The organism is Methylobacterium sp. E-005 (genome assembly GCF_022829725.1).
Classification (GTDB): Bacteria; Pseudomonadota; Alphaproteobacteria; order Rhizobiales; family Beijerinckiaceae; genus Methylobacterium.
In genome coordinates this window covers 75,977-101,351 of record NZ_JAKSYG010000097.1, presented here as the reverse complement: position 1 = coordinate 101,351, position 25,375 = coordinate 75,977, and the positions used below count along the sequence as shown (strand labels likewise).

The 25,375-nt window shown below is 70.7% G+C and carries 24 protein-coding genes; 16 read left to right on the top strand and 8 right to left on the bottom strand.

Going from position 1 to position 25,375, the window contains the following annotated elements; genetic code table 11:
* Window positions 1–6 precede the first annotated feature (6 nt).
* Both MKK88_RS11700 and MKK88_RS11695 read right to left on the bottom strand, forming a co-directional pair.
* On the bottom strand, window positions 7–972 hold the full coding sequence (locus tag MKK88_RS11700) for a GDP-mannose 4,6-dehydratase (RefSeq protein WP_243999816.1): 966 nt from the start codon (window positions 970–972) through the stop codon (window positions 7–9).
* 41 nt (window positions 973–1,013) lie between these two features.
* Window positions 1,014–2,258, bottom strand: coding sequence for a complex I NDUFA9 subunit family protein (locus MKK88_RS11695; RefSeq protein ID WP_243999814.1), 1,245 nt, complete (start codon window positions 2,256–2,258; stop codon window positions 1,014–1,016).
* Between the two features lie 247 nt (window positions 2,259–2,505).
* On the opposite strand from MKK88_RS11695, the gene MKK88_RS11690 reads away from it, so the two are divergent.
* The gene (locus MKK88_RS11690; RefSeq protein ID WP_243999812.1) at window positions 2,506–2,724 is read left to right on the top strand and encodes a hypothetical protein; all 219 of its coding nucleotides are present in this window, start codon (window positions 2,506–2,508) and stop codon (window positions 2,722–2,724) included.
* Here MKK88_RS11690 and MKK88_RS11685 read toward each other — a convergent pair whose 3' ends face one another.
* Window positions 2,725–3,666, bottom strand: a complete 942-nt coding sequence (locus MKK88_RS11685; protein ID WP_243999810.1) for an MBL fold metallo-hydrolase — start codon at window positions 3,664–3,666, stop codon at window positions 2,725–2,727. It lies immediately after the preceding gene.
* 205 nt (window positions 3,667–3,871) lie between these two features.
* Entirely contained in the window at window positions 3,872–5,062 is a 1,191-nt protein-coding gene (locus MKK88_RS11680) for a murein L,D-transpeptidase family protein (RefSeq protein ID WP_243999808.1), read from the bottom strand.
* A gap of 206 nt (window positions 5,063–5,268) precedes the next feature.
* Between MKK88_RS11680 and MKK88_RS11675 the strand changes: the two genes are divergently transcribed.
* Window positions 5,269–6,381, top strand: coding sequence for an FAD-binding domain-containing protein (locus tag MKK88_RS11675; protein ID WP_243999806.1), 1,113 nt, complete (start codon window positions 5,269–5,271; stop codon window positions 6,379–6,381).
* Window positions 6,382–6,435: 54 nt separating this feature from the next.
* Here the strand turns inward: MKK88_RS11675 and MKK88_RS11670 are convergent, their stop codons facing one another.
* Both MKK88_RS11670 and MKK88_RS11665 read right to left on the bottom strand, forming a co-directional pair.
* Entirely contained in the window at window positions 6,436–6,891 is a 456-nt protein-coding gene (locus MKK88_RS11670) for a hypothetical protein (RefSeq protein WP_243999804.1), read from the bottom strand.
* Between the two features lie 168 nt (window positions 6,892–7,059).
* On the bottom strand, window positions 7,060–9,633 hold the full coding sequence (locus tag MKK88_RS11665; RefSeq protein ID WP_243999802.1) for an ABC transporter ATP-binding protein: 2,574 nt from the start codon (window positions 9,631–9,633) through the stop codon (window positions 7,060–7,062).
* Window positions 9,634–9,994: 361 nt separating this feature from the next.
* Here MKK88_RS11665 and MKK88_RS11660 point away from each other — a divergent pair, with 361 nt between their 5' ends.
* The 14 genes from MKK88_RS11660 to MKK88_RS11595 all read left to right on the top strand — a co-directional run bounded on the left by MKK88_RS11660 (window position 9,995) and on the right by MKK88_RS11595 (window position 24,051).
* Window positions 9,995–10,654 (top strand): cytochrome c3 family protein, encoded by a 660-nt coding sequence (locus MKK88_RS11660; protein ID WP_243999800.1) that lies wholly within the window; start codon window positions 9,995–9,997, stop codon window positions 10,652–10,654.
* Window positions 10,651–13,611 carry a TAT-variant-translocated molybdopterin oxidoreductase gene (locus MKK88_RS11655; protein WP_243999798.1) on the top strand — a complete coding sequence of 987 codons (2,961 nt, stop codon included), beginning with the start codon at window positions 10,651–10,653 and terminating at the stop codon, window positions 13,609–13,611. The genes MKK88_RS11660 and MKK88_RS11655 overlap by 4 nt, the downstream gene beginning before the upstream one ends.
* 2 nt (window positions 13,612–13,613) lie before the next feature.
* Window positions 13,614–15,626 carry a DUF3341 domain-containing protein gene (locus MKK88_RS11650; RefSeq protein WP_243999796.1) on the top strand — a complete coding sequence of 671 codons (2,013 nt, stop codon included), beginning with the start codon at window positions 13,614–13,616 and terminating at the stop codon, window positions 15,624–15,626.
* Window positions 15,623–16,156: a c-type cytochrome gene (locus MKK88_RS11645; RefSeq protein WP_243999794.1), complete on the top strand. Its 534-nt coding sequence runs from the start codon at window positions 15,623–15,625 to the stop codon at window positions 16,154–16,156. The genes MKK88_RS11650 and MKK88_RS11645 overlap by 4 nt, the downstream gene beginning before the upstream one ends.
* Complete coding sequence (locus MKK88_RS11640) at window positions 16,153–17,226, top strand: hypothetical protein (RefSeq protein WP_243999792.1); 1,074 nt, start codon at window positions 16,153–16,155, stop codon at window positions 17,224–17,226. The genes MKK88_RS11645 and MKK88_RS11640 overlap by 4 nt, the downstream gene beginning before the upstream one ends.
* Entirely contained in the window at window positions 17,223–17,711 is a 489-nt protein-coding gene (locus tag MKK88_RS11635) for a hypothetical protein (RefSeq protein WP_243999790.1), read from the top strand. Before MKK88_RS11640 ends, MKK88_RS11635 begins: the two co-directional genes overlap by 4 nt.
* On the top strand, window positions 17,708–18,697 hold the full coding sequence (coxB, locus tag MKK88_RS11630; protein WP_243999788.1) for a cytochrome c oxidase subunit II: 990 nt from the start codon (window positions 17,708–17,710) through the stop codon (window positions 18,695–18,697). Before MKK88_RS11635 ends, coxB begins: the two co-directional genes overlap by 4 nt.
* Window positions 18,694–20,370, top strand: a complete 1,677-nt coding sequence (locus MKK88_RS11625) for a cbb3-type cytochrome c oxidase subunit I (RefSeq protein WP_243999786.1) — start codon at window positions 18,694–18,696, stop codon at window positions 20,368–20,370. The genes coxB and MKK88_RS11625 overlap by 4 nt, the downstream gene beginning before the upstream one ends.
* Entirely contained in the window at window positions 20,367–21,026 is a 660-nt protein-coding gene (locus MKK88_RS11620) for a cytochrome c oxidase subunit 3 (RefSeq protein WP_243999784.1), read from the top strand. Before MKK88_RS11625 ends, MKK88_RS11620 begins: the two co-directional genes overlap by 4 nt.
* A 1-nt stretch (window position 21,027) precedes the next feature.
* A complete protein-coding gene (locus MKK88_RS11615) occupies window positions 21,028–21,339 on the top strand; it encodes an oxidase (RefSeq protein ID WP_243999782.1) in 312 nt (103 codons plus the stop codon).
* Between the two features lie 78 nt (window positions 21,340–21,417).
* Complete coding sequence (locus tag MKK88_RS11610; RefSeq protein WP_243999780.1) at window positions 21,418–22,203, top strand: class II glutamine amidotransferase; 786 nt, start codon at window positions 21,418–21,420, stop codon at window positions 22,201–22,203.
* A gap of 160 nt (window positions 22,204–22,363) precedes the next feature.
* Window positions 22,364–23,104, top strand: coding sequence for a NepR family anti-sigma factor (locus MKK88_RS11605; protein ID WP_243999778.1), 741 nt, complete (start codon window positions 22,364–22,366; stop codon window positions 23,102–23,104).
* 124 nt (window positions 23,105–23,228) lie between these two features.
* Complete coding sequence (locus MKK88_RS11600; RefSeq protein ID WP_243999776.1) at window positions 23,229–23,642, top strand: DUF1236 domain-containing protein; 414 nt, start codon at window positions 23,229–23,231, stop codon at window positions 23,640–23,642.
* 133 nt (window positions 23,643–23,775) lie between these two features.
* Window positions 23,776–24,051, top strand: a complete 276-nt coding sequence (locus MKK88_RS11595; protein WP_243999774.1) for a hypothetical protein — start codon at window positions 23,776–23,778, stop codon at window positions 24,049–24,051.
* Window positions 24,052–24,055: 4 nt separating this feature from the next.
* On the opposite strand, the gene mscL is transcribed toward MKK88_RS11595, so the two are convergent.
* Window positions 24,056–24,475 (bottom strand): large conductance mechanosensitive channel protein MscL, encoded by a 420-nt coding sequence (gene mscL / locus MKK88_RS11590; protein ID WP_243999772.1) that lies wholly within the window; start codon window positions 24,473–24,475, stop codon window positions 24,056–24,058.
* 60 nt (window positions 24,476–24,535) lie between these two features.
* A complete protein-coding gene (locus MKK88_RS11585; protein WP_243999770.1) occupies window positions 24,536–25,372 on the bottom strand; it encodes a CDP-alcohol phosphatidyltransferase family protein in 837 nt (278 codons plus the stop codon).
* Between the last annotated feature and the right edge of the window lie 3 nt (window positions 25,373–25,375).

Here is a 25,375-nt window from a genome sequence, read left to right as displayed (position 1 = left end):
TCCGCCTCATCCACCGCTGTGCGCGGCCGCCAGTCGCGCCCTTGCATCGTCCAGCACCCGGTTCACGGCGGCATCCCAGGCGACGCGCGGCCGCCAGCCGGTCATGGCGCGCAAAAGCCCGGCATCGCCGGCCGCCATCGGGATCTCGGCCGGGCGCACCCGCTCGGGGGCGACCCGGATCTCGAAGGGCACGCGGGCGCGGGTACGCAGATCCTCGAGCACGCTGGCGATCGTCCGCGGCACGCCGGAGCTGATGTTGAACACGCTGCCGTCCCTCAGCGAATCCGACTGTCTGATCAGGTCGGCATAGGCCTGCGCCACATCCGCGACGTCGAGGAAGTCGCGGTGGGAGGAGAGGTTGCCGACCTCCAGGCAGGGCGGCACCAGACCGGCCTCGATCCGGGCGATCTGGCCCGCGAAGGAGGCCACCACGAAGCGCTCGTCCTGGCCCGGGCCGATATGGTTGAACGGCCGCAGCACCACGAGCTTCACCCCGATCCGGGGCAGGAGATCGCGCAGGAGCTGCTCGCCGACCCATTTCGACCGGGCATAGGTGTTGCGCGGCAGCGGCTCGGCCGCCTCGGTCAGCGCGTGGCCGGCCAGGAAGGCGCTGCCGTAGACCTCGCCGGAACTGACGTCGAAGAACGTACAGCCGGGCACGGCCTCGACGGCGGCGACGAGGTTCATCAGGCCGTTGACGTTCACCCGCCACGTCTGCCCCGGCCCGCTCGCGGAATCCGCCACCGAGGCGAGGCCTGCCAGATGCAGGATCTCGGTCGGCCGGAAGCGGGCCACGACGCCGCGGAGTGCCGCCTCGTCGAGGAGATCCACGGTCTCGTAGGTCACGCCCTCCGGCAGCCGGGGGGCGCATCCGCGGCCGATCCCCGCCACGCGGTCGCCCGCCGCAACCAGGAGCGGCAGGACGTGCCCGGCGACGAAGCCGGCGGCGCCGGTGACGAGGATGCGCCTCATGTCCAAGCCAGGGCGGCGCGGATGCGGATGGGGCTCACCACCTAGCTCGGCTTCCGGGTCCCCCAGCGCACGCCCATGCCGCTCGGCGTGGCGCCCGGCGAGCTTCCGGCATCGGCGCCGATCGCCGGGCCGGAGGCGGTCTGGGGCCGGTGCTGTGACGTAGCCGCCAGCGGCCGCGGCGCCATCGTGTCGGGCACCTCCGACAGGTGCTCCAGATCCCGCTCCGTGGAGAACTGGCCGGCCTTGCGGTAAGTCCAGAGGTAGCCCGGAACCACCGCCTCGGCGGCGGTCGGGATGATCCCCATCCCCTCAAAGGTCCGGCCCTCGGCCTTGGCGGCTTCCGAGACGACGTTGTCGTTCTGAAGCAGGATGACCTGATCGCGGGTGAGCTTGAGCGTGTCGGGCAGAAGGCCGAAGGTCAGGGTGTCGGCGATCTCCAGCAGCCGGGCCTGGAGCTTCGCCGCCGGCAGGGGCAGATCGACCACGACGCGTTTGCGCCGGATGGTCTTCAGCATGTAGCGCACGAAGTGCTCCAGCGTGCCCACCTCCGGGCCGCCCAGCTCATAGACCTTCCCGCCCGTGAGCGTACCGTCGACCGCACGGGCGATCGCCTCCGCGACGTCGCCCACGAAGGCCGGCTGGAAGCGCGACTGGCCGCCGGCGAGCGGCAGGACCGGGAGCGCCCGGGCCAGCCCGGCGAAGCGGTTGAAGAAGCCGTCGCCCGGCCCGAAGATCAGCGAGGGGCGGACGACCACCGCGTTCGGGCAGACGGCGAAGACCTTCGCCTCGCCCTCGGCCTTGGTGCGGGCATAGAGTGAGGGCGAGGCCGGGTCCGCCCCGATCGCCGAGACGTGGATCATCCGGGCGCCCTGCCGGGCCGCCGCGCGGGCGATCGTCTCGGCCCCGTCGACCTGCAGCCGCGCGAAGCTCTGAGAGCCGGTCTCCTGCAGGATGCCGACGAGGTTGATCAGCACGTCGGCGCGCTCGGCGGCGCGGTTCACCGAGTCGGGGTAGCGCAGATTCGCCTGCACGGCCACGATCTGGTTGACCTGACCCAGGGGCTGCAGGAACAGCGCCAGATCCGGCCGGCGCACCGCGACGCGGATCCGGTAGCCGCGCTTGGCCAGCGCCCGGACCACGTGCCGGCCCAGGAAGCCGGAGCCGCCGTAGATCGTCACAAGCTGGTCCTGCGGCCGCAGGGGACCCGGGGCGACCAGGGGGGCTGGCCCGCTGTCCCGGGCGGTGTTCGCAATCGTGTTCGCGGTCGTGCTGTCTGGGCCGGTCATCGCCGTGGTCTCGGGCTCCGCGCGCGCCCCGGGGCGCCGTAACGGGGCCTACTTAGAGCGGGGCTGGAGGGCGTGGCAATCAGGTGCTGTACGACGATCGCGGTTTGCAGCCCTTCCGCAGGCCGAACGGCCCAGCTTTTACTCATCCGCGTCCGAGGCCGGCACGGAACGGCTGCCGGTCCCGCGCATTTCCCGGTCTTCCGCGTCGCATCGGATGGCGCGGACGCGATTCATCGGAGTGCGTGTGATGATTGTCGGGATGCTCGTCTCAGCGGCGATCGCCGTCTTCGGGCTGCTCGTCGCCCTCGGCTGGATCGGCCACCCGATCGATGCGCAGCTCATCAGCAACTACGGCTGGAGCATCCTGACCATCGGCGTCGCCCTGTTCGTGCTGTTCGCCTTCGGCCGGTTCAACCGGACCCGTAAAGCCCGCGCCTCGGCCCGATCGCTCGGTCACTCGGCCTGATCAGGCGACCCTGACCCGGCGGCGTACCTCGCGCGCCACGGTGGGACGACCATTGGGCCGGCGGCTCACGGTCCGGGGCGCGCCGACCGTGATGCTCTGGGATTCGCGGGCGATGAAGGCGGTCGGCATCTCGGCCTGGAGATCGGCCTCCATGTCGCGGAGCACCGTGTCGGAATGGGCCGGGTGCAGGTGGATGATGGCCAGCGCCTTCACGCCCGCGACCTGCGCCAGCTCGACGCCCTTCTGCCACGTGGAATGGCCCCAGCCCCGGCAGGTCGGATATTCGCCGTCGGTGAACATGCCGTCATAGACCATCAGGTCGGCCCCGGCGACGAACTCCGCGAGCGCCGGATCCGGCCACGGGTCGCTGTGCTCGATGTCGCTGATCAGGCACAGGCGCCGTCCGCCATGCGTGAACCGGTAGCCCACCGAGCCCTGCGGATGGTTGAGCGCGATCGTGTCGACCCGGGTGCCGTCCGGGAAGGTCAGGGTCTGGCCCGCCTCGAAACCGTGATGGTTGAAGGTGCAGCATAGCTTGTCGAGTGTAACCGGGAAGAGCGGTGGCGCGAACAGGCGGTCGAGGGTCGGGCCAGCCGATTCGCCGCCGAGATTGCCGCAATAGGTGTTGATCACCCGGTCGCAGTCGAGCACCGCGGGCTTGAAGAAGGGGAGCCCCGCCGTGTGATCGAGGTGCAGGTGGCTGAACAGCAGGTCGACTTCCCGGGGCAGGTCGGTCCGATGGCCCTGGCCGAGATTGTAGATGCCCGAGCCGGCATCGACGACGAACAGGCGCTCGCCGCACCGGACCTCGAGGCAGGGGGTGCTGCCACCGAACTCGACGTATTGCGGACCGCTGACCGGGGTCGAGCCCCGGACGCCCCAGAAGCGCAGTACGAGGTCCTGATTGGCCGCCGGGACGGTCGGCCCACACGAATTGGACATGGCGATCACGAATCTGCGGACGTCGATCCCGATCCGTTACGATCGAAACCCCGTCGCCGTTCCGGGAAGAGTGCAATGATTACGGCAGGCTGTCGGCTGAAGAGTACCGCACGTCTCCTGCCGTACCATGAATTGGTGTGCCGCACGCCGCTGTGATGTGCGTCTGCGCACACGGATGGGGCCGCGCGGCCGGCTCCTGCATGCCTCACGGGGTCTCGGCCGACGCGATGAGGCCGGACGTCGAACCGGAGAGCGTCGCGTGGCCCAGGGTGAGTCCGCCGGGGCCGGCGGTCAGCCAGGAGGGCAGGCCGTCGCCGTAGCGCGTCGGAATCGGGCCACTGAGCGCCCCGAACGGATCCGCGGCGCGGGCGTAGACCGGGATGAAGCCGGCCATCCACCGGGGCGACAGGGTGGACTCCGCCGCCCAGGCGCTCCAGACCGATTCCGGCACCGGACGTGCGACGCGGTGACCCGGCACGACCACCACCTCCTGCCCGGCAAAGGCCAGGGCCTCGGGCCGGCTGATATCGCCGACCTCTCCGCCCCGGGCCGTGTAGGCCGCCCAGAAGGCGTTCTGGCCACCGTCGGAATAGGTGGTGCGCACGGCCGGCTCCCCCGCCTCGGCGAGCGCCGCGATCCGGGCCTCCTCGACGGCCTGTCGGGTCGCCACGGCCGCCTCGACGGCGGGGTTCCTGGACGGTGCGAAGGCGTAGCGGCCGGCGACCACCGAGACCTGAAGCTCCTCGCGGCTCGCCTCGAACCGGTCGGACCCGGCCTTGAGCTCGCGCCAGAACGCGATGTTCGGATCGGTCCGGTGGCGGGCCATGTTCTCGGCGCTCATCCGGAACGGGTAAGACTGGAACTGGAACGCCGCCTGCCCGCCCTTCAAGGCCTCCCGGGCGATGGCGTAGATCTCGCCGACCGTGCCGTTGGTCATGGCGAAGCAGCCCATCGACGAGCAGATGCCGTGGACCATCACGGCCGAGCCGGTGCCGCCATGCGCCCGGTCGTAGGCGTTCGGATAGCCGACGTCGAAGGACAGGTAATAGTGCGAGTTCGGGTTCATCTGGCGCTTGGGCACCGTGTAGAACCCCTCCGGGGTCTGCCGGTCGCCGTTCTTGCGCTTGGGGCCGAGCTGGCCGGACCAGCGGCAGATCGGGAAGGTCTTGATGAAGACGTAGCCGGACGGGCCCTTCTTCCAGACCTCGATCTCCGATTCTTTCTTATAGGCCCGGAACAGCACCGGTGCGCCGGCGGTGACGCCCTTCTGGGCCATCAACGCGAGGGTCGCGGCCGGGATTGGCGCCTCGGCCTTGCCGGCCTGGGCTGCGGCGGGGGCCGAGAGCGTCAGGAGGACGAGGCCGGTGGCGTAGGTGATCGAGGGCGTTCGAGGCATGAACCGTCCGGACTGGATCGGCCGGGAGGACGCCGGACGGGCCGGGTTTCCGAGGTGGCGGATTATTGCGGCGGCGGTGAGGCTGCGGTCTCGGTCGGTCCCCGCCCGCAATGCCCGTCGTTGGATGCGATTGAGGTTCAGGGAATCGGTCGCATCCGCCACGCCGTAACCCGCCCTAGCTCACCGGCATGGATCGCGCCTTTCCCATGACCCGCGACGCCGCGCTCGACCGGCTGTCCGCTTTCCTCGCCAAGGCGGGTGTCGACTACGCCGGCGCCCGCAACACCGACCGCGGGGCGGGCGCGGAGCCGACGACCTCGGCGCTCTCGCCCTACCTGCGCCGCAGGCTGATCACCGAGGCCGAGGTGGTGGCCGCGGCCGAGAGCGCGTTCGGTGACGGGGGAAGCGACAAATTCGTGTCCGAGGTGTTCTGGCGGACCTATTTCAAGGGTCATCTCGAGACCCACCCCGGAGCCTGGACCGGTTTCCTGTCGCTGGCCGCCGCGGACCGCGGGCGGCTGGATGCCGAACCGGGGCTGCGCCGCGCCTACGAGGCCGCCATCGCGGGCCGGACCGGCATCGACGGGTTCGACGACTGGGCCCACGACCTCGTCGAAACGGGCTGGCTGCACAACCACGCAAGGATGTGGTTCGCCTCGATCTGGATCTTCACCCTGCGCCTGCCCTGGGCGCTCGGGGCCGCCTTCTTCATGACGCATCTGATCGACGGCGATCCGGCGAGCAACACCCTGTCGTGGCGCTGGGTGGCCGGCCTGCACACGCGCGGCAAGCATTATGTCGCCCGGGCCGAGAATATCAGGCGCTATACCGATGCGCGCTTCGATCCCGTCGGCCTCGACGAATATCCGGATCCGCTGGACGAGGCTACGCCGCCGCGGGAGGTCCCGCTGCCGCGAGCCGATGCAGCGCCGGCCGGCGACGCCGCGCTGCTCCTGCATCTCGATGACCTGAACCCGGAAAGCCTCCCGCTCGGCGAAGCCAGGATCGTCCGGGTCGGCGGCCACGTCGCCCATGCGCCGGGCGCGTCCGACCGCGTGCGGGGGGCCGATGAGGCCGCGATGGCCGACGCCCTGGAGCGGGCCGCAGCGCATTTCGGCTGTCCGGCGAGCCTGGTCCCGGCGGACTGGGACCCGGGGTGTCCGCTGGTAACGGCCTGGGCGCCGGTCGGGCCCTCCGCCGATGCTCTCCCGGCCGGCTGCCTGCGGGTTCGCCGTGACTGGGACGAGGCTGCATGGCCCTTGGCCACGCGCGGCTATGCGCGTCTGCGGAAGGCCATCCCCCGTCTCAGGCCGCACTGAGCGCGGCACGCCCCCGGCACGTCGCGACAGCCGGCGGCCGACCGCGCGGGGACCCTATGGGCAGGCTTGAACCAGCTTCCCGTGAAGGTCTTTCAGGCCGGACAGATCGACGTCTTCCGTAATCGCCTCGTGCCATTTGTCGAGGATGCGGATCTGAAACCGATGGCCGTTCAAAATCCCCGCCAGCGCGTCGCCATCGAGGACGATGATCCCATCGGTCTGCATGGCGCTCGTCGGAATCGCCGGGGTCGAGGCAGGCTTGTCGTCTATTCGGTACTGATAATTGAAGATCGAATTTTTCGGCAGACCGGTGACCACCAGCCTGTCCCTGGTCACCTGGATACGAGACGGTGTCTTCGGGGTCAGACGGCACGCGGCTTCGCGCGTCGCACTGCTGTCCGAGCGTTTCAGGTCCCAGTTGCCCGCGCTGGCCAGGGTCGCGTCGCCTGCCTGGGCAAGGGCGACCGTTGCGTTCAATGCCGCCAGCACCGCCAGGACCGACACTCTCATGGGGATCTCCTTGGGCCCACGCGGGCGCGGTTGCGGAGATCGGGCGCGCGTGACGTCCGACCACCCCGGACGCGCGGGCGAATCTTCGCAGGGGACCCGCATCGATCCGATGGCGCCCGGCTGACCTCCCGCGGGTGGTGAGGGCCGCCCTACGCGACCCCTGAGCGCTCACGCCACCGGGGCGGGCTCGGCGACCACGTCAACCGCGGGGGGCGCCACCACGGCGCTGTTCTCCACCGCGATCACCGCATCGAACGGAGCGATCTCCTCCAGCACGCCGGCGCCCGGCAGGCAGACGATCAGCCCGCGCCCGGCCCGCATCTGCCGCAGTCCGGCGAGGCGATCGTGCAGCCCCTCCTTGCGCTCGTCGGCGGCGATCGCGACCACCAGGATGTCGGGTTCCCGGGCAAGGCAGCGGACCAGCTCGATCGCCATCCGCTCCCGGGCGTTGATCGCGCCGTCCGCCAGTGCGCCGGTGCTCGGCTGGATCTCGACCTTGCTGTCGAGACCGAGTTCATAGACCGCGGCCTCCAGGCCCTCCTCGGCGAGCACGCGCCGCACCAGGGCCCGCACCCGCGGCTCGGCATTGGCCTCGCCGAGGCTGATCCGGCCGAACAGCAGGTTCTCCTCCAGGCTGGCGGCCGGGTTGACCCGGCGGGGATCGTGGAACTCGACGGCACCAGCGAGGTGGGCCGGCAGCATCCGCGCGAAGGAGCGCCGGGCCTGGACCAGCCGCGCCTCGAAGGCGGCGTCGATCAGGCCGAAGCGGTGGCGCGATTCGCTGTAGCGCAGGGCGAGCCCGATCAGCCGCATCCGGTCGCGCTGGCCCGCAGGGCCCCGGCGCAGCGCCCCGGCATCGGGCAGGCGCACCACGAGGTCCTCGAAATAGCCCCGTTCCGCGGCCTGGAACAGCGAGTAGGCGTCGAACAGGGGATGGTCGTTGGGCAGGTCGGCGAAGATCTCCACGGTGCTGCGGGCGACCGACAGGCCGATCTCGGTCAGCGGCCGTACCAGCCCCTCGGCCTCCAGCACCGCCCGCAGGTAGGGATGGCGTGCGAAGCGCAGGGGCGCGAAGGCGCCGCCCACGGGTTCACCGAACAGGATGTTCTCGCCGATGCTGGCCTGATGGTTGTAGCGATCGGGGTCGAACGGCTCGACAAGGCGCTCGGCCCCCTTGGCGGCGAGCGCCTGCCGCATGGTCCGGCGGGCCGCCACGATCGCCGCCGCGAGCCGCGGCCGGGCCGCGGGATCGAGCCGCCCGGTCAGGCCGCGGGCGTAGACGAAGCCGTCGAGCCCGGTCAGCCGGCAGAGCCCGACGAGGGCGATGTCGTCGGGGGCGCTGCTCGGATCAGTGCCGTAGAGCAAGTTCTGGCGCAGGGAGCCCGCCATCAGGATCGCCTCCCCCGCCGCGAAGGCGATGCGGCGGGCGCGCTCCGCGGGGTCGAAGCCGCGCAGGTCCGTGCCCGCGTAGGTGACGGTGCCGGCGGTCGGCTCGACCTGCCCGGCGAGCACCGCGGCCAGCGCCCGGGCGCCGCTGCCGCGGCCGCCGGTGATCGCCACATGGCCCGGCATGGACACCGCGACGTCGACGCCGGTCAGCCGCTCACCGGTGACCGGGTCGAAGGCGCCGACCCCCTGGGTCGCCAGCGGGCCCGATCGGGGCAGCGGCACGGGGGCACCGGTCCGCGCCCGGCGGCCTTCGAGGGAAGCGACGATGCGGGCGAGGTCGCGGAGGCGCGGGCGCACGGCGCGGCGCACCGTCCAGAGCCGCGCGCAGATGGCGGCGAGCCAGCCCGCGAGGCCGAAGGCGCCGACCGCCGCCAGGAAGGCCGCGGGATCCACCGGCGGTGCCGGGGGCGCGCCCGGACCCGTCGTCCGCCACAGGGCCGTGCCGACCGCGATCGCCGGCAGGATCACCGCCAGGGCGAGCGCCGGCGCCCTTGCATAGGCCAGTCGCGCCTCGGCGCGCGCCACGGTGCCGCGCATCGCGACCACGCGGATCGCGATGCGCCGCCGCTCCAGGGCGGCCGCCCCGTGGTTGCGCACGGCCGGAAGGCGGCGCACGAGGTCGTTCAGGTTCTCTTCGGCGCGCGCGCTGGTGCGCAGGCGCAGGTCCTGCCGGTCCCGGGCACGTTCAAGCACCAGCCCATAGGCGAGGCCGACCGCCCCAAGGCCCACCAGGGCGGCCGGGATCAGGCGGGGTGCTGCGAGCGCGGCAAACCCCAGGGCCAGGATCAGCGCGGCGAGCGTCATCGCCGGCAGCACGATCCCGGCGGCGAGCAGCCGGTCGGCCCGCGCCAGCACCTCGCCGACGAGGCGGGCGAGGCTGCGCGCCTCGTCACGGGCGCCCGCCGGGGCGTCGAGGATCGCCCGCAGGACACCCTCGCGCACCGCATCGGCGGCGCGGGTCTGGGCCCTGAAGCACAGGCGTGCCACCCACCATCCGAGGCCCGCCAGGAGCACCGCACAGGTGGCGATGCACAGGAACGCCGCGAGTTCGAGCCCGGCCGCCCGCATCGGCAGGCCTGGCGCCAGGACGAGTTCGCGGCCCTGCAACGGTATTGTGAGCCGCAGGAAGGCCAGCACCGGCGCATCGTCGCGGGGCAGCACCGCGACGAGGTCGCGCAGGCACAGAATGGCGAGCGCGCAGAGCGGAGCGCCAATCCCGACCGCGAGGGCCACGGCGGCCCCGTGCAGACGCCGTGCGGCACGCCATGTCAGGAGAAGGGGATCGGATTCCATGCGTCTCCGGGGGATCGGGTGATCGTCCGCGGCGTCCAATCGAAGCGGCCCCGGGCATAGGCCTTCGCACCGGCGGCGGATAGGGTTTCCGTGCCTCTTGCAAAACGCCCGCGGCGCTATCGCGAACCGACGAAAGGTTGCCCGTGAGCGAGAGTTTTATGAGCCGTGCTCAGACCGGTGCGACATGTCGGTCCGCATAATCCAAGTTCTAGCCCCGATCTGGAAGCGCTCTAGGTTGAGGTGTGCGGTGCGTTGCGCGGTCCGCTTGCGACCGGGATCTGAGAGTGGGGCGAGGCTTGCGGCGACGGCTTGAGCAGAGCGAGCGCGACATCCCGGCGGCCCTCCGGCGCGGGCGAGCCTGATGGCGCAGCTCTTCACCCCTGGCGCCGACGCGCTCTATCGGCTCGCGCTGATGACCGGTGTCGCGTGCCTCGTCGGGGTGCCGGTGCTGGCCGCCGGCATCGTGCGCTCGAACTACGTGACGGGCGTGGGCGTGGTGCAGCCCCAGCCGGTGCCGTTCAGCCACAAGCACCATGCGGGCGAACTCGGCGTCGATTGCCGCTACTGCCACACGACGGTCGAGAAGGAGGCCACCGCCGGCATCCCGCCGACCCATACCTGCATGACCTGCCACTCGCAGATCTGGACCGGCTCGGACATGCTCAAGCCGGTGCGCGACAGCTACGCGCAGGACAAGCCGCTGGAATGGAAGCGGCTGAACAAGCTGCCGCAATACGTCTACTACAACCATTCCGTGCACGTCACGAAGGGGATCGGCTGCTCGACCTGCCACGGCGACGTGACCTCGATGCAGATGACCTATCGGGCCAACGCCTTCGAGATGAAGTTCTGCCTCGATTGCCACCGGGCGCCGGAGAAGTATGTGCGCACGCCCGATCAGGTCTGGAACATGAATTGGAAGCCGCCGGCCGATCAGGCGACGCTGGGGCCGAAGCTCGTCGAGCAATACCATATCCGCGGCGGCGCGCGGCTCACCGAGTGCGGGATCTGCCACCGATGACCGGTACGCCCGACCTCGCGGCACTCCGCGAAAAGCTCTCCGGCGGCGATGGCCCGCGCTTCTGGCGCAGCCTCGACGCCGTGGCCGACAGCCCGGAATTCCGGTCTTATCTCGCGGCCGAGTTTCCCTCCGCCGCCCGGCTCGCCGCGGCGCCGGAGCGGCGCGGCTTCCTGAAGCTGATGGCAGCCTCCTTCGCGCTCGGCGGGCTCACCGCCTGCGGGGCCGGCAGCGGGCGCGACTACGAGGTCCCCTACGTCAACCAGCCCGAGCGGATCGTGCCGGGGACGGACCTCGCCTACGCCTCGTCGGCCGTTTTCGACGGCTTCGGCAACGGCGTGCTCGTCACCACCCGCAACGGCCGGCCCCTGAAGATCGAGGGCAATCCCGACCATCCCTGGAGCCGCGGCGGCACCGACGTGCTGGCCCAGGCCTCCGTGCTCGGGCTCTATGACCCGTTCCGGTCGCAGGCGGTGCAGCATCTCGGCCGGCCGAGTTCCTGGGCCGCGTTCCGCGCGGCCCTGCAGGCGCAGATGCCGGCGTGGCGCGAGAACCGGGGTGAGAGGCTCGCCCTGCTGACCGGCCCGGTGACCTCGCCCACGCTCGCCGCGCAGATCGCCCGGCTGCGGGCCGCCTACCCGGCGCTCCGCTGGCATGTCGGCGCGGGCGCGACCCGCGACGGGCTCTACGAGGGCGCCCGCCGGGCCTATGGAAGGCCGCTGGAGACGCTTCCCCAGTTCGATCGGGCCCGCACCATCGTGGCCCTCGACGGCGATTTTCTGGATCTCGGCCCGGGGCAGGTCGGCCTGTCCCGGCGCTGGATCGACGCGCGCCGCGCCGCCTACGCGGATGGGCGCCTGCTCGCGCTCCACGCCGCCGCCCCGACCCCGACACTCACCAGCGCCAAGGCCGATCACGGCGTCGTGGTCCCGGCCGGACGCCTGGAGGATCTCGCCCGTGATCTCCTGGGCATGGCCGGCGGCGGTGCGGCGCCGGGGGGCGACGATCCGGCCGCCCGCTGGGCGCGCGGGGCCGGCACGGCCCTCGCCGGGGCGCGGGGCGCCGGCATCGTCACGGCGGGACTGACCGCGAGCCCCGAACTGCACGCGCTGGTCCACCGTCTGAACGACGCCCTCGGCAATACTGGCGCGACCCTGCGGCATAGCGAGCCCGCCGCGGAGCAAGGCGCCGGTACGCTGGACGACCTCGCGGAGGCGATGGCGCGCGGCACCGTCAAGGCGCTGATCGTGCTCGGCGCCAACCCGGTCTACGAGGCGCCCGGCGCCCTCGATTTCGCCGCCCGGATGGAGCGCGTGCCGCTCAAGATCCATGCCGGCCTCTACTACGACGAGACCGGCGCCCATGCCGATTGGCACCTGCCGATCGCGCATCCTCTGGAAGCCTGGGGTGATGTCCGCTCCCTCGACGGGACCGTGGGGCTGATCCAGCCGACCATCGCGCCGCTCTATAACGGCCGCACCCTGCCGCAGATGCTGGCCTTCCTGGCGGGCGGCGGCGATGCCGAGGACGCGCGCGCCCTGGTCAAGGTGCGCTGGCGCGGCGACGGTGAGGACGAAGCCGCCTTCGAGGCCCGGTTCTCTGAGGCCCTGCGCCGGGGCTTCTGGGCGGACAGCGCGCGGCCGACGGAGACCGTGGCGCTGACGCAGAATGCCGCTCCCTCCCCCGCGCCCATTGCGCCCGCGGGCGGGATCGAGGTGCTGTTCCGCCCCGATCCGACCCTCTGGGACGGCACCCATGCCGACCTCGCGTGGCTTCAGGAACTGCCCAAGCCCCTGACCAAGGTGGTCTGGGAAAACGTGATCGCGGTGAGCCCCCGGCTTGCCGAGCGCGAGGGGATCGCCACGGGCGACGTGCTGCGGATCGAGGCGGCGGGTCGCGCGATCGAGGGGCCGGCCTGGATCCTGCCGGGGCAGGCCGACGACACCGTGACCCTGACGCTCGGCTACGGCCGGGACGTGCCGGATCACCTGTCCCGGGGTCTGGGCTATAATGCTGGGCCCCTCCGGCCTGTCGGCGCGTCCTGGCGGCTCGCAGGCGCCCGGCTGACGAAGACCGGGCGGCGCAGCGTACCGGTCACCACCCAGCATCTTGGGACGATGGAGGGCGAGGATCTCGTCCGCGTGCAGGCGCTCGGTGCCGCGCCGGTGGGCGACCCCAAGGGCGCGCCGGCGCCCGCCTCGTTCTACCCGCCTCCGGAGAGCCAGGATCGCTGGGTCGCGGCGCAATGGGGCATGGCCATCGACCTCGACGCCTGCACCGGCTGCAATGCCTGCGTCACCGCCTGCCAGGCCGAGAACAACATCCCGGTGGTCGGCCGCGAGGAGGTCGCGCTGGGGCGCTGGATGGGCTGGCTGCGGGTCGACCGCTACTACGCGGGCGAGCTCGACGCGCCGAGCACGCATTTCCAGCCGGTGCCCTGCATGCATTGCGAGCAGGCGCCGTGCGAACTCGGCTGCCCGGTCGAGGCGACGCTCCACGACAGCGAGGGGCTGAACCTGCAGGTCTACAACCGCTGCGTCGGGACCCGGACCTGCCAGAGCTACTGCCCCTACAAGGTCCGCCGGTTCAACTACCTCGACTATACCGGCGGCATGACCCCGGTGGAGCAGCAGCAGCGCAACCCCGAGGTGACGGTCCGCGCCCGCGGCGTCATGGAGAAGTGCACCTACTGCATCCAGCGGATCACGGCGGCGCGGATCGCCTCCGCCAAGGACGCCCACGCCCCGATTCCGGACGGCGCCGTCGAGACCGCCTGCCAGGGCGCCTGCCCGACCCGGGCGATCACCTTCGGCAACGTCGCCGATCCGGGGAGCCACGTCTCGGCCGCGCGCCGGGATCCCCGGGAATACGCGCTGCTCGGCCACCTCAACACGCGGCCGCGCACCACCTACCTCGCCGGGCTCGCGCCGCCTTCGGAACCCGGCGGACGGGAGGGCTGAGCATGGCCGGTTCTGTCACAGGCGGCCCCCTGATCCGGCCGGACGAGACCCTCCAGGGGATCGGCGGCACGGTCACGGCGATCCCGCTGACCCATCCGGGCAACCGGCGCTGGTGGATCGCCTTCGCGGGGGCGGCCGCGCTGCTCGGCCTGTTCCTCCTCACCCTCGGCTACCTGCTGGCCACCGGCCCCGGGATCTGGGGCAACAACAACGCCGTCGTCTGGGCCCTCGACATCGCGAGCTACGATTGGTGGATCGGCGTGGCTTCGGGGAGCCTGCTGGTCTCGGCCGTGCTGCTCCTGCTCGGGGCCGAGTGGCGCGGGGCGGTCAACCGGGTCGCCGAGACCCTGGCGCTGCTGGCCACCGCGGCGGCCGGGCTCTACCCGATCATCCATCTCGGGCGGCCGTGGTTCTTCTTCTGGAACCTGCCCTACCCCAACACCTACGACCTCTGGCCGCAATTCCGCTCGCCGCTCCTCTGGGATGCGATCGACATCGTGTCGTTCCTGGTGATCTGCGTGAGTCTCTGGTTCATCGGCCTGCTCCCGGATCTCGCGACCTTGCGCGACCGCGCCCAGGTCGAGGCGATGCGCCAGGCCGACGCCAAGGCGGCGACCCGCAAGCGCGCCCTGCTGCGGGCCCAGGTCTACGGCATCGTCGCCTCGGGTTGGCGCGGCTCGGCGGCCCATTGGCAGATCTGGGTCCAGGCCTACCGGACGGTGGCACTGCTCGGCGTGCTGCTGGTGGTTTCGGTCCAGACCGGCGCCTCGGTGATGCTGGCGGGCTCGCTGATGCCGGGCTGGCACAGCACGCTCGTGCCGGTGAGCTTCCTGGTCAACGCGGTCTATTCCGGCGTCGGCGTCACGGCGGTGATCGTGATGCTGATCCGCCTCGTCTACGGCCTCGACGCCCTGGTAACCCCGCGCCACCTCGACGTGCTGGGACGCCTGCTCCTCTGCCTCGGCTGCGCCAGCGCCTATTGCTACGCGGCCGAATATTTCGACACCTTCCTCAACGGCGACGCCCAGGCGCGCGGCGTCCTCGCCCGGCGCATGACCGGCGACCACGCCCTGGTCTCGTGGACGGCGATCCTCTGCCTCGTCCTGCCGGCGCAGATCCTGTGGTCGGCGCGTGCCCGGACGGCGCCGGTGGCGCTGGCCGCGGTGGGGCTGCTCGTCGCCGTCGGGGCCTATGCCGACCACGTCATGGTCCTCATCGTGACCCTGACGCAGGACTTTCTGCCCTCCTCCAGGCTGCCCTATGGCGTGGACATCTGGGGCATCGCCACCTTCGCGGGCTCGGTCGGCCTGTTCCTGACCCTGCTGCTCCTGTTCCTGCGCTACCTGCCGGCGGTTTCGATCGTCGAGAGCCGGCGCCTCGCCCTGACTGAGGCTCCGGCTGTTCAAGAAGCCGCGCGCGAAGCCGCGTCCCGGGCGGCAGCCCGGCCCGAGGAGCGCGCCGGCCCCGGGCCGTTCTGGGGCGTCTCGGCGAGCTTCGCCAGCCAGGGCGACCTTGCGGCCGCACTCCAGGCGGTCTCCGGCCTCAGCCCGGACCATGTCCACCTCGACGGGCACGGGCCCGTGCCGATGCCCCGCACGCTCCGGCCCCTCGGCCTGGAGGGCCGCTCGATCCTGCCCTACGCGCTCGCCGGGGCGCTCCTGGGCGGGGCAGGCTTCTTCGCGATGTGCGTCTACGCCACCGCCTACGATTACGTCTTTCTGATCGGCGGGCGCCCGCGCCTGTCCTGGCCGTCCTTCGTCGTGCCGAGCATCTCCTTCGCGATGATGGCGGGCTGCGTCGCGATCCACCTCGCGCTGCTCGTGCTCAACCGCCTGCCGCGGCTGAACCATCCGGCCTTCAACATCCCGGGCTTCCTGCGCGCTTCGGACGACCGCTTCTTCCTGACCGCGGAGGCGCGGGACGACCACTTCGACGCGGAGCGCATCGAGCGGCGGCTCGTCGGCCTGCCGGCCGAGGCCGGGCGACCCCTCGAGATCCGGCGGATCCCGCGATGAGGACCGCCCTCCCCCTCGTCCTCCTCGCCCTGGCGCCGCTCGGCGCGTGCGGCGAGGCCGATATGGCCGATCAGGCCCGGGCCAAGACCTGGGACAAGAACCCGTTCTTCCCGCGCGAGATCACCATGCGCCAGCCGGTGGCCGGCACGGTGCCGCGCCGCGATCCCGCCACGCCCGCACCGCAGCCGCAGACGATCAGCCACGACCTGCTCGACAGGGGCCAGCAACGCTACGCGGTGTTCTGCACCCCCTGCCACGGCCAGGACGGGCGCGGCCAGGGCATGATCGTGGCCCGCGGCTTCCCGCATGCCGGCAATCTCACGGGCGAGGCCCAGCGCAAGGCCTCCGCGGCCGAAATCTACGACGCGATCTCGAACGGCCGGAAGGCGATGTTCGGCATGGCGCAGATGATCCCGTCCGCCGACCGCTGGGCGATCGTCGCGTATGTGCGCGCGCTCCAGCTCAGCCAGGACGCCCCGGTGGCGAGCCTGCCGGAGCCGGACCGGGCTCGGCTGGAGGCGGCGCGATGAGCCGCCCGGCCCGCCACCCCGCCCTCTTGGGCCTCGCCGGCCTCGTCCTCCTGGCCCTTTGCCTGCTCGCGGGCGGCTGGCGCGGGGCGATGGCCTCGTATCTCGCCGCGTGGCTCGTCCTCCTCGCCCTGCCGGTCGGCGCCCTGCCGGTGGTCATCGTGGCCGAGCGTTTCGGCAAGCGGGTTCGCGAACGCGGCGGCGTCGAGATGATGGCGGGCCTGCGGCGCCTGATGGCGCTGATGCCGGCGGCCGCCGTGCTGGGGCTTCCGGTGCTCGCCGCCGCGGCGCTGCTCTACCCGTGGGTGCGGGAACCGGCGCACACGCCGCTGGCGGCCCTTTGGTTCATGGTGCCGTTCTTCGTGGCCCGGGTGATCGCCTACCTCGCCGCCTGGATCTGGCTGTCCCTCCGCTTCGCTCAGCCTTTCGACGCCCCCGGCGAGCGCCGGACCGTCCCGGCGGTGGGGCTCCACGCGGTGATCGGCACCCTGTTCGTCACCGATGTGATCGCGTCGCTCGACCCGCGCCTCGACTCGACGCTGCTCGGCCTGCAGGTCATGACCGCCTGGAGCGGGCTGGCCTTCGCGGCGGCGATCCTGCTTGCCTGGGAGGAGCCCGAGCCTGTCGGCCGCGGCCGCACGGCGCCGGGCCGCGGCCGGCTGGTGCCCCTCGTGGTGCTGCTCGGGCTCTGGGCCTACCTGCACTTCGTGCAGTTCCTGATCGTCTGGTCGGCCAACCTGCCGCCGGAGGTGTCGTGGTACTTCGCCCGCGGTGGCTGGCTCGGGCGGGCGCTGTCGATCGTGGCGGGCGCCGTGGTGGTGCTGGCCGGCCTCGCGACCCTGCGGCCCGGCCGCCCGACCACGCGGATCCTGGCCGGCGCGACGCTCGCCGTGCATGCCCTGGAGATGTTCTGGCTGATCACCCCGGCGATCCGCGACCGGTTCGTGCTCCGCCCGAGCGACGCGCTCGCCGCCGGCGGCGTGGCCTGCCTCGCCGCCGCGCTCCGGCCGTTCCTGCGGCCGCGGGCCGACCGGGTCGCCTCCGCGGCCCGCCGCGCCGGGAGGCCGGCATGAGCGGGGGCGGACCCTCCGGGCTGATCCCGGCGATCCTGGCCGGGCTGACCCTGCGCGGCAGCGGCGTCCTGAACGGACGCCCGCCGCGTCCGCCCGCCAACACGCAGCGCGATCCGAACGATCCCGGGCACGAGACGCGCGACGTCAACGTCCGCAACACCGCCCTGGTCATGGGCGGCCTCGGCCTCACGGCGCTGGCGGTGATCGGCACCATGATCTGGCTGATGCACACCTTCGCGGCGAGCCAGCGCCGGGCCCTGCCGGCGCTCACGCCCCAGCAGACCGCCCGCCTCGCGCCGTCACCCCCGAACCTCCAGGCCAATCCCTATGCCGATATCGACCGCGAGCGGGCCGCCACCGAGGCGCGGATCGCCGGCTACGGCTACCGGGATGAGGCGCATACCCGCGCCCGCATCCCGCTCGACCGCGCCATGGAGTTGACCGTGGGCCGCTCCCTCGAAACGGTGGAGCCCGCCGCACCATGACGCCGAGCCACGAATCCCTCCAGCTCTGGCCCGCCGCGGTCTCCGCCACCGCGACCGAGACCGATCTGCTGATCCTGGCCTTCACGGTGCTGACGCTGCTGCTCACCGTGCCGGTGTTCGTGGCGATCACCTATTTCGCCGTGCGCTACCGGGAGGGCTCGGAGGCGAACCGGCAGCCCTCCGGAATTCGCTCGAACCTCATCGAGATCAGCTGGATGCTGATCCCGTTCCTGCTGACGCTGATCTTCTTCGTCTGGGGCGCGAAGCTGTTCATCCAGTCGAAGAACGCGCCCCCCGACGCCATGGTGGTCGAGGCGGTCGGCCGGCAATGGATGTGGAAGTTCCAGCACCCGACCGGCCAGTCCGAGATCAACAACCTGCACCTGCCGATCGGCCAGCCGATCCGCCTGCACATCATCAGCCAGGACGTGATCCACGCCCTCTACCTCCCGGCGGTGCGGATGCAGGTCGCCGCCCTGCCCGACCGCTACACCGACCTGTGGTTCAAGGCCGATAAGATCGGCACCTATCATCTCTACTGCTCGGAATATTGCGGCACGGACCATTCGGTGATGGGCGGCGAGGTCACCTTCATGAACCCCGGCGACTATCAGGACTGGCTGACCCATGCGGGCGCCCAGCAGGGCAAGGTCGCGGCGGGTCGCGCCCTCTACGAGGCCTATGGCTGTGCCGGCTGCCACGAGCCCGGATCGGCCGTGAAGGCGCCGAGCCTCGCCGGGCTCTATGGATCCCAGGTCAAGCTCGCCGACGGCCGCACCGTCACGGCCGACGAGGGATGGCTGCGCGACAAGATCCTGAACCCGAACGGCGACCGGCTCGCCGAGGGCTACAAACAGGTCATGCCAAGCTTCGCCGGCCGGATCCCGGCGGATGAGCTGGGGACCCTCATCGACTTCCTGAAATCCTATTCGAGTCCGGCCGCCGGTAAGGCCGCCGACGCGACGCCGGCGGGGGCGACACGATGAGCGCATCGGGCAGCATCGGCGGCACCGCCCGCCGCGAACCCCACACTCCGGAATCGACCATCGGGCGCAAGCCCGACTACCTGCATGCGGAATCGACCCTGCGCTCGTGGTTCCTCGCCACCGATCACAAGCGCATCGCGATCCTCTATCTCGCGTCGATCACCGGCTTCTTCGTGATCGGGGCCCTGGCGGCGGGTGTGGTGCGCCTTGCGCTGATCGTTCCGGACGGCGCGATCATGACCAACGACACCTACAACAAGGCCTTCACCATCCACGGGGTGGTGATGGTCTGGTTCTTCCTGATCCCGTCGATCCCCGCGACCTTCGGCAATTTCCTGATCCCCCTCATGATCGGGGCCAAGGACCTCGCCTTCCCGAAACTCAACCTGACGAGCTGGTACGTGTTCATGACCGGCGCCCTGTTCACCCTGGTCTCGGTGGTGCTGGGCGGCGTCGATACCGGCTGGACCTTCTACGCGCCGCTCTCCACCGCCTTCTCCAACACCTGGGTGCTGCCGGCGCTGATCGGCGTGACCATCGTGGGCTTCTCGTCGATCCTGACGGGGCTCAACTTCGTGGTCACGATCCACACCATGCGGGCGCCCGGCATGACGTGGTTCAAGCTGCCGATCTTCGTCTGGACGCACTACGCCACCAGCCTGATCTTCCTGCTGGCGACGCCGGTGATCACCACGGCGCTGATCCTGCTGATCGCGGAGCGCGCCTTCCACATCGGGGTGTTCGATCCGGCCTATGGCGGCGACCCGGTACTGTTCCAGCACCTGTTCTGGTTCTACTCGCACCCGGCCGTGTACATCATGGTGCTGCCCGGCATGGGGGTGATCTCCGAGATCGTCCCGGCCTTCGCGCAGAAGAAGCTGTTCGGCTACCGCTTCGTCGCCTACGCGTCGATCGGGCTGGCCTCGGTGACCTTCTTCGTCTGGGGCCACCACATGTTCGTCAACGGCCAGAGCGACCTGGCCTCGCTGGTGTTCTCCGCGCTCTCCTTCGCGGTGGCGGTGCCCTCGGCCGTGAAGGTCTACAACTGGACCGCCACGATCCATAAGGGCAGCCTGCGCCTCGACACGCCGATGCTCTACGCGATGGGCTATATCGGCCTGTTCGTGCTCGGCGGGCTCACCGGCCTCTACCTCGCGACGCTCGCCATCAACCAGCACATCCACGCGACCTACTTCGTGGTCGCGCATTTCCACTACATCATGGTCGGCGGCACGGTGCTGGCCTTCCTCGGCGGCCTGCATTTCTGGTGGCCGAAATTCACCGGCCGGATGTACAGCGAGCCCTGGGGCCGGGTCTCGGCGCTGCTGATCTTCCTCGGCTTCAACGTAACCTTCTTCCCGCAATTCATCCTGGGCTATCTCGGGATGCCGCGGCGCTACGCGACCTATCCGGCCGAGTTCCAGCTCCTCAACGTCCTGTCATCGGCCGGCGCCACGATCCTGGCGGCGGGCTACATCTTCCCGATGCTCTACCTCGTCTATTCCCTGTGGTTCGGCCGGAAGGCGCCCGCCAACCCCTGGAACGCGAAGGGGCTCGAATGGGAGACGTCGTCCCCGCCGCCGACGCACAATTTCCTGTCCCCGCCCGAGGTGCCGCGCATCCCCTACGATTATCCGATCCAGGCCCAGGAATCCCGGGACCAGCACGGATGAGCGAGGGTCTGGCCGACGGCGTCGGAGTCGCCCGCGCCGAGCATTTCGAGAGCGTCGCCCAGCAGCGCGAGGCGGCGACGCTCGGCATCTGGGCGTGGCTGATCACCGAATTGCTGTTGTTCTCGGCCCTGTTCCTCGTGGCGCTGATCACCCGGATCCAGCATCCCGAGGCAACCATCGCGGCGGCCAAGCACCTCAAGTTCTGGATCGGCGCCACGAACACCGTGGTGCTGATCTGCTCCTCGCTCACCATGTCGATGGCGATCGAGTTCTCCCGGATGGGCTGGCAGCGCGCCATGGTGCGGGCGATGCTGGCGACGGCGGCCTTGGGCGGCCTGTTCCTCGTGCTGAAGGGCTACGAGTACTACGCCGACTGGGACGAGCACATGATGCCGTTCCTCAGTCATCGGCCCTTTGCCCTCGCCGAGACGCCGGCGGCGCGGCTGTTCGTGAACCTCTACTACGTGGCGACGCTGCTCCACGCGCTGCACCTGTTCACGGGCATCGCGCTCCTGCTCGCCATGACCTGGATGGCCGCCAAGGCCGGGTTCCTGTCGCGACACCAGAACTGGATCGAGGTCTACGGCCTGTACTGGCACTTCATCGATCTGGTCTGGATCCTGGCCTTCCCGATCCTGTACGTGGTGAACCGGTAGGATGCGGAACCCCCTCGCGACCCTGAGCGCCGACGACCGCGTCCTGCTCCGCAAGCGCCTGCGTACGCCGGTGCTGACCTTCCTGGCGTTGCTCGCCCTGCTCGCCGTCAACGTGACGCTCGGCGCCACCCTGCCCTTCGCGCAGGTCTGGATCGTCGAGCTTCTCGTCGTGGCTGTGATGGTGGCGCTGATCCTCCTCGTCTCCATGGAGGTGATCCACGAGCCGCCGCTGATCCGGCTGTTCTCGGGGCTCGGCTTCTTCTGGGTCGCCATCATGGTGGGGATGACGCTGACCGACTATCTGGCGCGGTGATCCGCGCGAAAGCCGTTGTCGGGACGGCCGAACACTCCTACACGTCGCCGCTTCCCCGCATGGCCCGGCTGACAGACGATGTGCGAACTGCTCGGCATGAGCGCCAACGTGCCGACCGACATCCGCTTCTCCTTCGCGGGCCTCGCCCGGCGCGGCGGCGAGACCGGGCCCCACGCCGACGGCTGGGGCATCAGCTTCTACGACGGCCGCACCTGCCGCAGCTTCCACGAGCCGGAGCCGAGCGCCCGCTCGCAGCTCGCCCGGCTCCTGCGGGATATGCCGATCAAGAGCCGGATCGTGGTCGCCCATGTCCGCAAGGCCAATCGCGGCCGGGTCAGCCTGGAGAACACCCATCCGTTCAGCCGCGAATTGTGGGGCCGCCGCTGGACCTTCGCGCATAACGGCCAGCTCAAGGGCGTGAAGCGGCTGCCGCTCGGCGGCTTCATGCCGATCGGCTCCACCGACAGCGAGCACGCCTTCTGCTGGATGCTCGGCCGCCTGCAGGACCGCTACAAGGCCCTGCCCCGGCCCGAGGCCCTGGACCGGGCCGTCGCCGACCTCGCCGGCGCGCTGCACGGCCTCGGCGTGTTCAACATGCTGCTGACCGACAGCCGCACCCTCTACGCCCATTGCGGCAAGCGCCTCTGCTACCTCACCCGCCGCGCGCCCTTCGGCAAGGCCACCCTGATCGACGAGGATTGGCAGGTCGACTTCGCCCGGGAGACCACGGAGCACGACATCGTCACCGTCATCGCCACGAAGGCGCTGACCCGGGACGAGCGCTGGACCGACCTCGCCCGCGGCGACGTCCTGACCCTGCGGGACGGTACGGTCCGTCTGTTGCGGGCGGCAAGCTTATCATAAGTCAGTGGGCCGAGGGTGCATGCCCGCGTCCGATGCGCTAGAACGCCCGTAACAGGAGCGCATCGGCCCGAACTCGCCCTGATTTCAGGCCGGCAAGCGATCCGCCTCGACCCTTGAGGGACCGCGGTCGAGCCACGATGAGCTGACGAGTGCGAACCGCATGACCCGCGACGACACCGATACCGTCCTGTCCCAGGAGGGCGGGACTCGGGATGGCCGCCCGAACCTGAACGCCGGCATCCGCACGCATCTCGGCGAGCACCTGCGCACCGTCTACGAGCGGATCGGCGAGGAGTTGCTCCCGTCCCGCTTCGCCGAGCTGATCGAGAAGCTGGAGGCGGCGCTCCGCGCCCGGGGCGAGGCGATCGAGCCGGAATTCCGCAACGGGCTGCTCGCCGCCGTCCCGTCCCTGCGCGCCTTCGCACTGTCGCTGACCTCGAACCCCGCCCGGTCCGACGACCTCGTGCAGGACACCCTGCTGAAGGGCTGGCAGCACCGCGCCCGTTTCCAGCCGGGCACCAACCTGAACGCGTGGCTGTTCACGATCCTGCGCAACATCTTTTACTCGGATCACCGCAAGCGCGTCCGCGAGGTCGAGGATCAGGACGGGTCCTACGCGGCCCGGCTCGCCACCGCCCCGCACCAGGGCGACCGGCTCGACGTCGAGGATCTGCAATCGGCTCTGGCGAAGCTCCCGCCGGACCAGCGCGAGGCCCTGGTTCTGGTCGGTGCCGAGGGCGTCTCCTACGAGGAGGCGGCCACGATCATGGGTTGCAAGGTCGGCACCGTGAAGAGCCGCGTCAGCCGTGCCCGGGGCCGGCTGGCGGAGCTGCTCGGCTACGACGAGGAGGATCTCGGCTCCGACCGGTTCATCCAGTCGGCGATGCCCAAGGACGCGTAAGGCGGCGTTAGCCCTCGGCGGTCTTCCGCAAAAAGCGATGCATCCGATTCCGGGTATCGGACGTTACCGGCCCGAGCTTCGCCGCGTGTCCGCGGCGGAACGCCACGGAACGGAGCAATCCCGTATGACCATCAAGACCCTCATCGCCGCCTCGGCCCTCGTCCTGTCGCTGCCGCTGGCCGCCCAGGCCCAGGGCACCATCCCGGGTGCCGAGCGCGGCGCGGCCGCGGGTGCCGATGCGGCCGGCCCGATCGGCGGGATCGTCGGCGGCGCCGTCGGTGCGGCCACCGGCACGGTGGGCGGCATCCTCGGCGTCGACATGGCCCCGCGCTTCCGCAGCTATGTCCGCGAGCGCAATGTCCGCTCGTACGATTACGACGGCCGCGTCGCCGTGGGATCCACCCTGCCGTCCTCGGGCGTGACCTACTACGACGTGCCGAGCGAGTACCGCGTGCAGCCGGGCTACCGCTACACCGTGGTGAACGATCGCCCGGTGCTGGTCGATCGCGGCCACCGCATCGTCGAAGTGATCGACTAAGCCTGCGGGCCGATCCCGCATCGGCCCATGGGACCCCGGAGCCCGGCTCCGGGGTCCCTTCTCTTGGTGCGGCTGTCGGCGCAACGCTTCATCCGACTGGCCGTTGATAGGCGGTTCGACCCGTGAGGCGACCATGAGCAACGATTCTCCCGACCCCGGCGCCGTGCTCCCCGAGCCGGTGCGCGACCACCTTGGACAGCAGCTCCGCGGCGTCCTGCCGGTGGAGGCCGACAAGCCGCGCTTCCTCGGCGACGATTCCGTGCCCGAGGTGTTCGAGCCGCAGATCCGCCGCCTCGAGACCCGGCTGAAGACCCACGAGGAGGGTACCGGAGCGGTCGGCCAGGCCCTCGACCAGATCCTCGACGCGCTGGGTGTCAAGCCCGAGGAACCGGACCGGCACGGCAACTGACGGGTCAGACCCGGGGTTTCGCCGCCAGGAGGTCACGGATCTCCGAGAGCAGCTTCACGTCGGCCGGGACGGCCTCCGGCTCCTTGGGCTGGGCGTGCTGCAGGCGGTTCATCGCCCGGATCACGAGGAACAGTACGAAGGCCACGATCACGAAGTTCAGCGTCAGGGTCAGGAACTGGCCGTAGCCGATCACGGCGCCCTGCTTCTTGGCGTCCACGTAGGGCAGCCCGGCCTGAACCTTGGACGAGAGCGGGATGTAGTAGTTCGAGAAATCGAGCCCGCCCGTGACCGCGCCGATCACCGGCATGAAGATGTCCTGGACCGCGGAATTGACGATCGCCCCGAAGGCGGCGCCGATGATCACGCCGACCGCGAGATCGACCACGTTCCCGCGCAGCGCGAATTTTTTGAATTCTTCGAGCATCCCCGAATCCTCCTCGCCGGACACGGCCAAGGTAGGGGCGGATCCCGCGACGACCAGCTTCTATTCCGAGGCGACGGCGACCGGCCGCTCCTCGGTGCCCGCGGCCTGCTCCGCCTTGAGGCGACGGCGATACTGCGCGGCGACCACCGGGATGGTCACGAGATACCCCCCGCTCACCGCCACAAGCGCCTCGAACGGGTAGCTGATCAGGATGCCGAAGGCCGCCACGCCGAACAGGAAGATCGGCAGCACGAGGCTGCGTGGCACCCGCTTGCCCATGGTCTTGCCCGAGTAGGTCGGGACCGTGGAGACGACCAGCAGGGCGATGCACAGCACGTAGATCAGGATCGCGGGGGCCGCCCAGCGCTCCAGGCCGAAGCCCAGGAAGTGTAGGTAGAGCGGCAGCATCGCGGTGAGCGCGCCCGCCGGCGCCGGCATACCGACGAAGAAATCCTTCTTCCATTCCGGGCGGTTCGGGTCGTCCAGCATCGCGTTGAAGCGGGCGAGGCGCAAAGCCATCGCGATGGCGAAGATCAGCGCGATGATCCAGCCGAGCGACTTCAGGTGGAACAGCACGAAGCCGTAGAGGATGAGCGCCGGGGCGCAGCCGAAATTCACGAAGTCGGCGAGGGAATCGAGCTCCGCCCCGAAGCGCGAGGTGCCCTTGAGCAGCCGCGCCACCCGCCCGTCGATGCCGTCGAGCACGCCCGCCACCACCACGGCGATCACGGCGGGCTCGAACTTGCCCTCGAAGGCGAGGCGGATTGCGGTCAGCCCGAGGCAGAGCGCCATCAGGGTGATCATGTTGGGCGCGATCATCCGGAACGGCACCGGCTTGAACCGGCGCGGGCGCGGCTCGTTCGGATCGGGCGCGAAGGGCGGGAACAGATCGTCCATCGG

What these genes read in the sequence shown, in the direction of transcription:
- MKK88_RS11700 (WP_243999816.1), bottom strand. Translation starts at nt 972, where the DNA reads ATGAGGCGCATCCTCGTCACCGGCGCCGCCGGCTTCGTCGCCGGGCAC.
- MKK88_RS11695 (WP_243999814.1), bottom strand. Translation starts at nt 2,258, where the DNA reads ATGACCGGCCCAGACAGCACGACCGCGAACACGATTGCGAACACCGCC.
- MKK88_RS11690 (WP_243999812.1), top strand. Translation starts at nt 2,506, where the DNA reads ATGATTGTCGGGATGCTCGTCTCAGCGGCGATCGCCGTCTTCGGGCTG.
- MKK88_RS11685 (WP_243999810.1), bottom strand. Translation starts at nt 3,666, where the DNA reads ATGTCCAATTCGTGTGGGCCGACCGTCCCGGCGGCCAATCAGGACCTC.
- MKK88_RS11680 (WP_243999808.1), bottom strand. Translation starts at nt 5,062, where the DNA reads ATGCCTCGAACGCCCTCGATCACCTACGCCACCGGCCTCGTCCTCCTG.
- MKK88_RS11675 (WP_243999806.1), top strand. Translation starts at nt 5,269, where the DNA reads ATGACCCGCGACGCCGCGCTCGACCGGCTGTCCGCTTTCCTCGCCAAG.
- MKK88_RS11670 (WP_243999804.1), bottom strand. Translation starts at nt 6,891, where the DNA reads ATGAGAGTGTCGGTCCTGGCGGTGCTGGCGGCATTGAACGCAACGGTC.
- MKK88_RS11665 (WP_243999802.1), bottom strand. Translation starts at nt 9,633, where the DNA reads ATGGAATCCGATCCCCTTCTCCTGACATGGCGTGCCGCACGGCGTCTG.
- MKK88_RS11660 (WP_243999800.1), top strand. Translation starts at nt 9,995, where the DNA reads ATGGCGCAGCTCTTCACCCCTGGCGCCGACGCGCTCTATCGGCTCGCG.
- MKK88_RS11655 (WP_243999798.1), top strand. Translation starts at nt 10,651, where the DNA reads ATGACCGGTACGCCCGACCTCGCGGCACTCCGCGAAAAGCTCTCCGGC.
- MKK88_RS11650 (WP_243999796.1), top strand. Translation starts at nt 13,614, where the DNA reads ATGGCCGGTTCTGTCACAGGCGGCCCCCTGATCCGGCCGGACGAGACC.
- MKK88_RS11645 (WP_243999794.1), top strand. Translation starts at nt 15,623, where the DNA reads ATGAGGACCGCCCTCCCCCTCGTCCTCCTCGCCCTGGCGCCGCTCGGC.
- MKK88_RS11640 (WP_243999792.1), top strand. Translation starts at nt 16,153, where the DNA reads ATGAGCCGCCCGGCCCGCCACCCCGCCCTCTTGGGCCTCGCCGGCCTC.
- MKK88_RS11635 (WP_243999790.1), top strand. Translation starts at nt 17,223, where the DNA reads ATGAGCGGGGGCGGACCCTCCGGGCTGATCCCGGCGATCCTGGCCGGG.
- coxB (WP_243999788.1), top strand. Translation starts at nt 17,708, where the DNA reads ATGACGCCGAGCCACGAATCCCTCCAGCTCTGGCCCGCCGCGGTCTCC.
- MKK88_RS11625 (WP_243999786.1), top strand. Translation starts at nt 18,694, where the DNA reads ATGAGCGCATCGGGCAGCATCGGCGGCACCGCCCGCCGCGAACCCCAC.
- MKK88_RS11620 (WP_243999784.1), top strand. Translation starts at nt 20,367, where the DNA reads ATGAGCGAGGGTCTGGCCGACGGCGTCGGAGTCGCCCGCGCCGAGCAT.
- MKK88_RS11615 (WP_243999782.1), top strand. Translation starts at nt 21,028, where the DNA reads ATGCGGAACCCCCTCGCGACCCTGAGCGCCGACGACCGCGTCCTGCTC.
- MKK88_RS11610 (WP_243999780.1), top strand. Translation starts at nt 21,418, where the DNA reads ATGTGCGAACTGCTCGGCATGAGCGCCAACGTGCCGACCGACATCCGC.
- MKK88_RS11605 (WP_243999778.1), top strand. Translation starts at nt 22,364, where the DNA reads ATGACCCGCGACGACACCGATACCGTCCTGTCCCAGGAGGGCGGGACT.
- MKK88_RS11600 (WP_243999776.1), top strand. Translation starts at nt 23,229, where the DNA reads ATGACCATCAAGACCCTCATCGCCGCCTCGGCCCTCGTCCTGTCGCTG.
- MKK88_RS11595 (WP_243999774.1), top strand. Translation starts at nt 23,776, where the DNA reads ATGAGCAACGATTCTCCCGACCCCGGCGCCGTGCTCCCCGAGCCGGTG.
- mscL (WP_243999772.1), bottom strand. Translation starts at nt 24,475, where the DNA reads ATGCTCGAAGAATTCAAAAAATTCGCGCTGCGCGGGAACGTGGTCGAT.
- MKK88_RS11585 (WP_243999770.1), bottom strand. Translation starts at nt 25,372, where the DNA reads ATGGACGATCTGTTCCCGCCCTTCGCGCCCGATCCGAACGAGCCGCGC.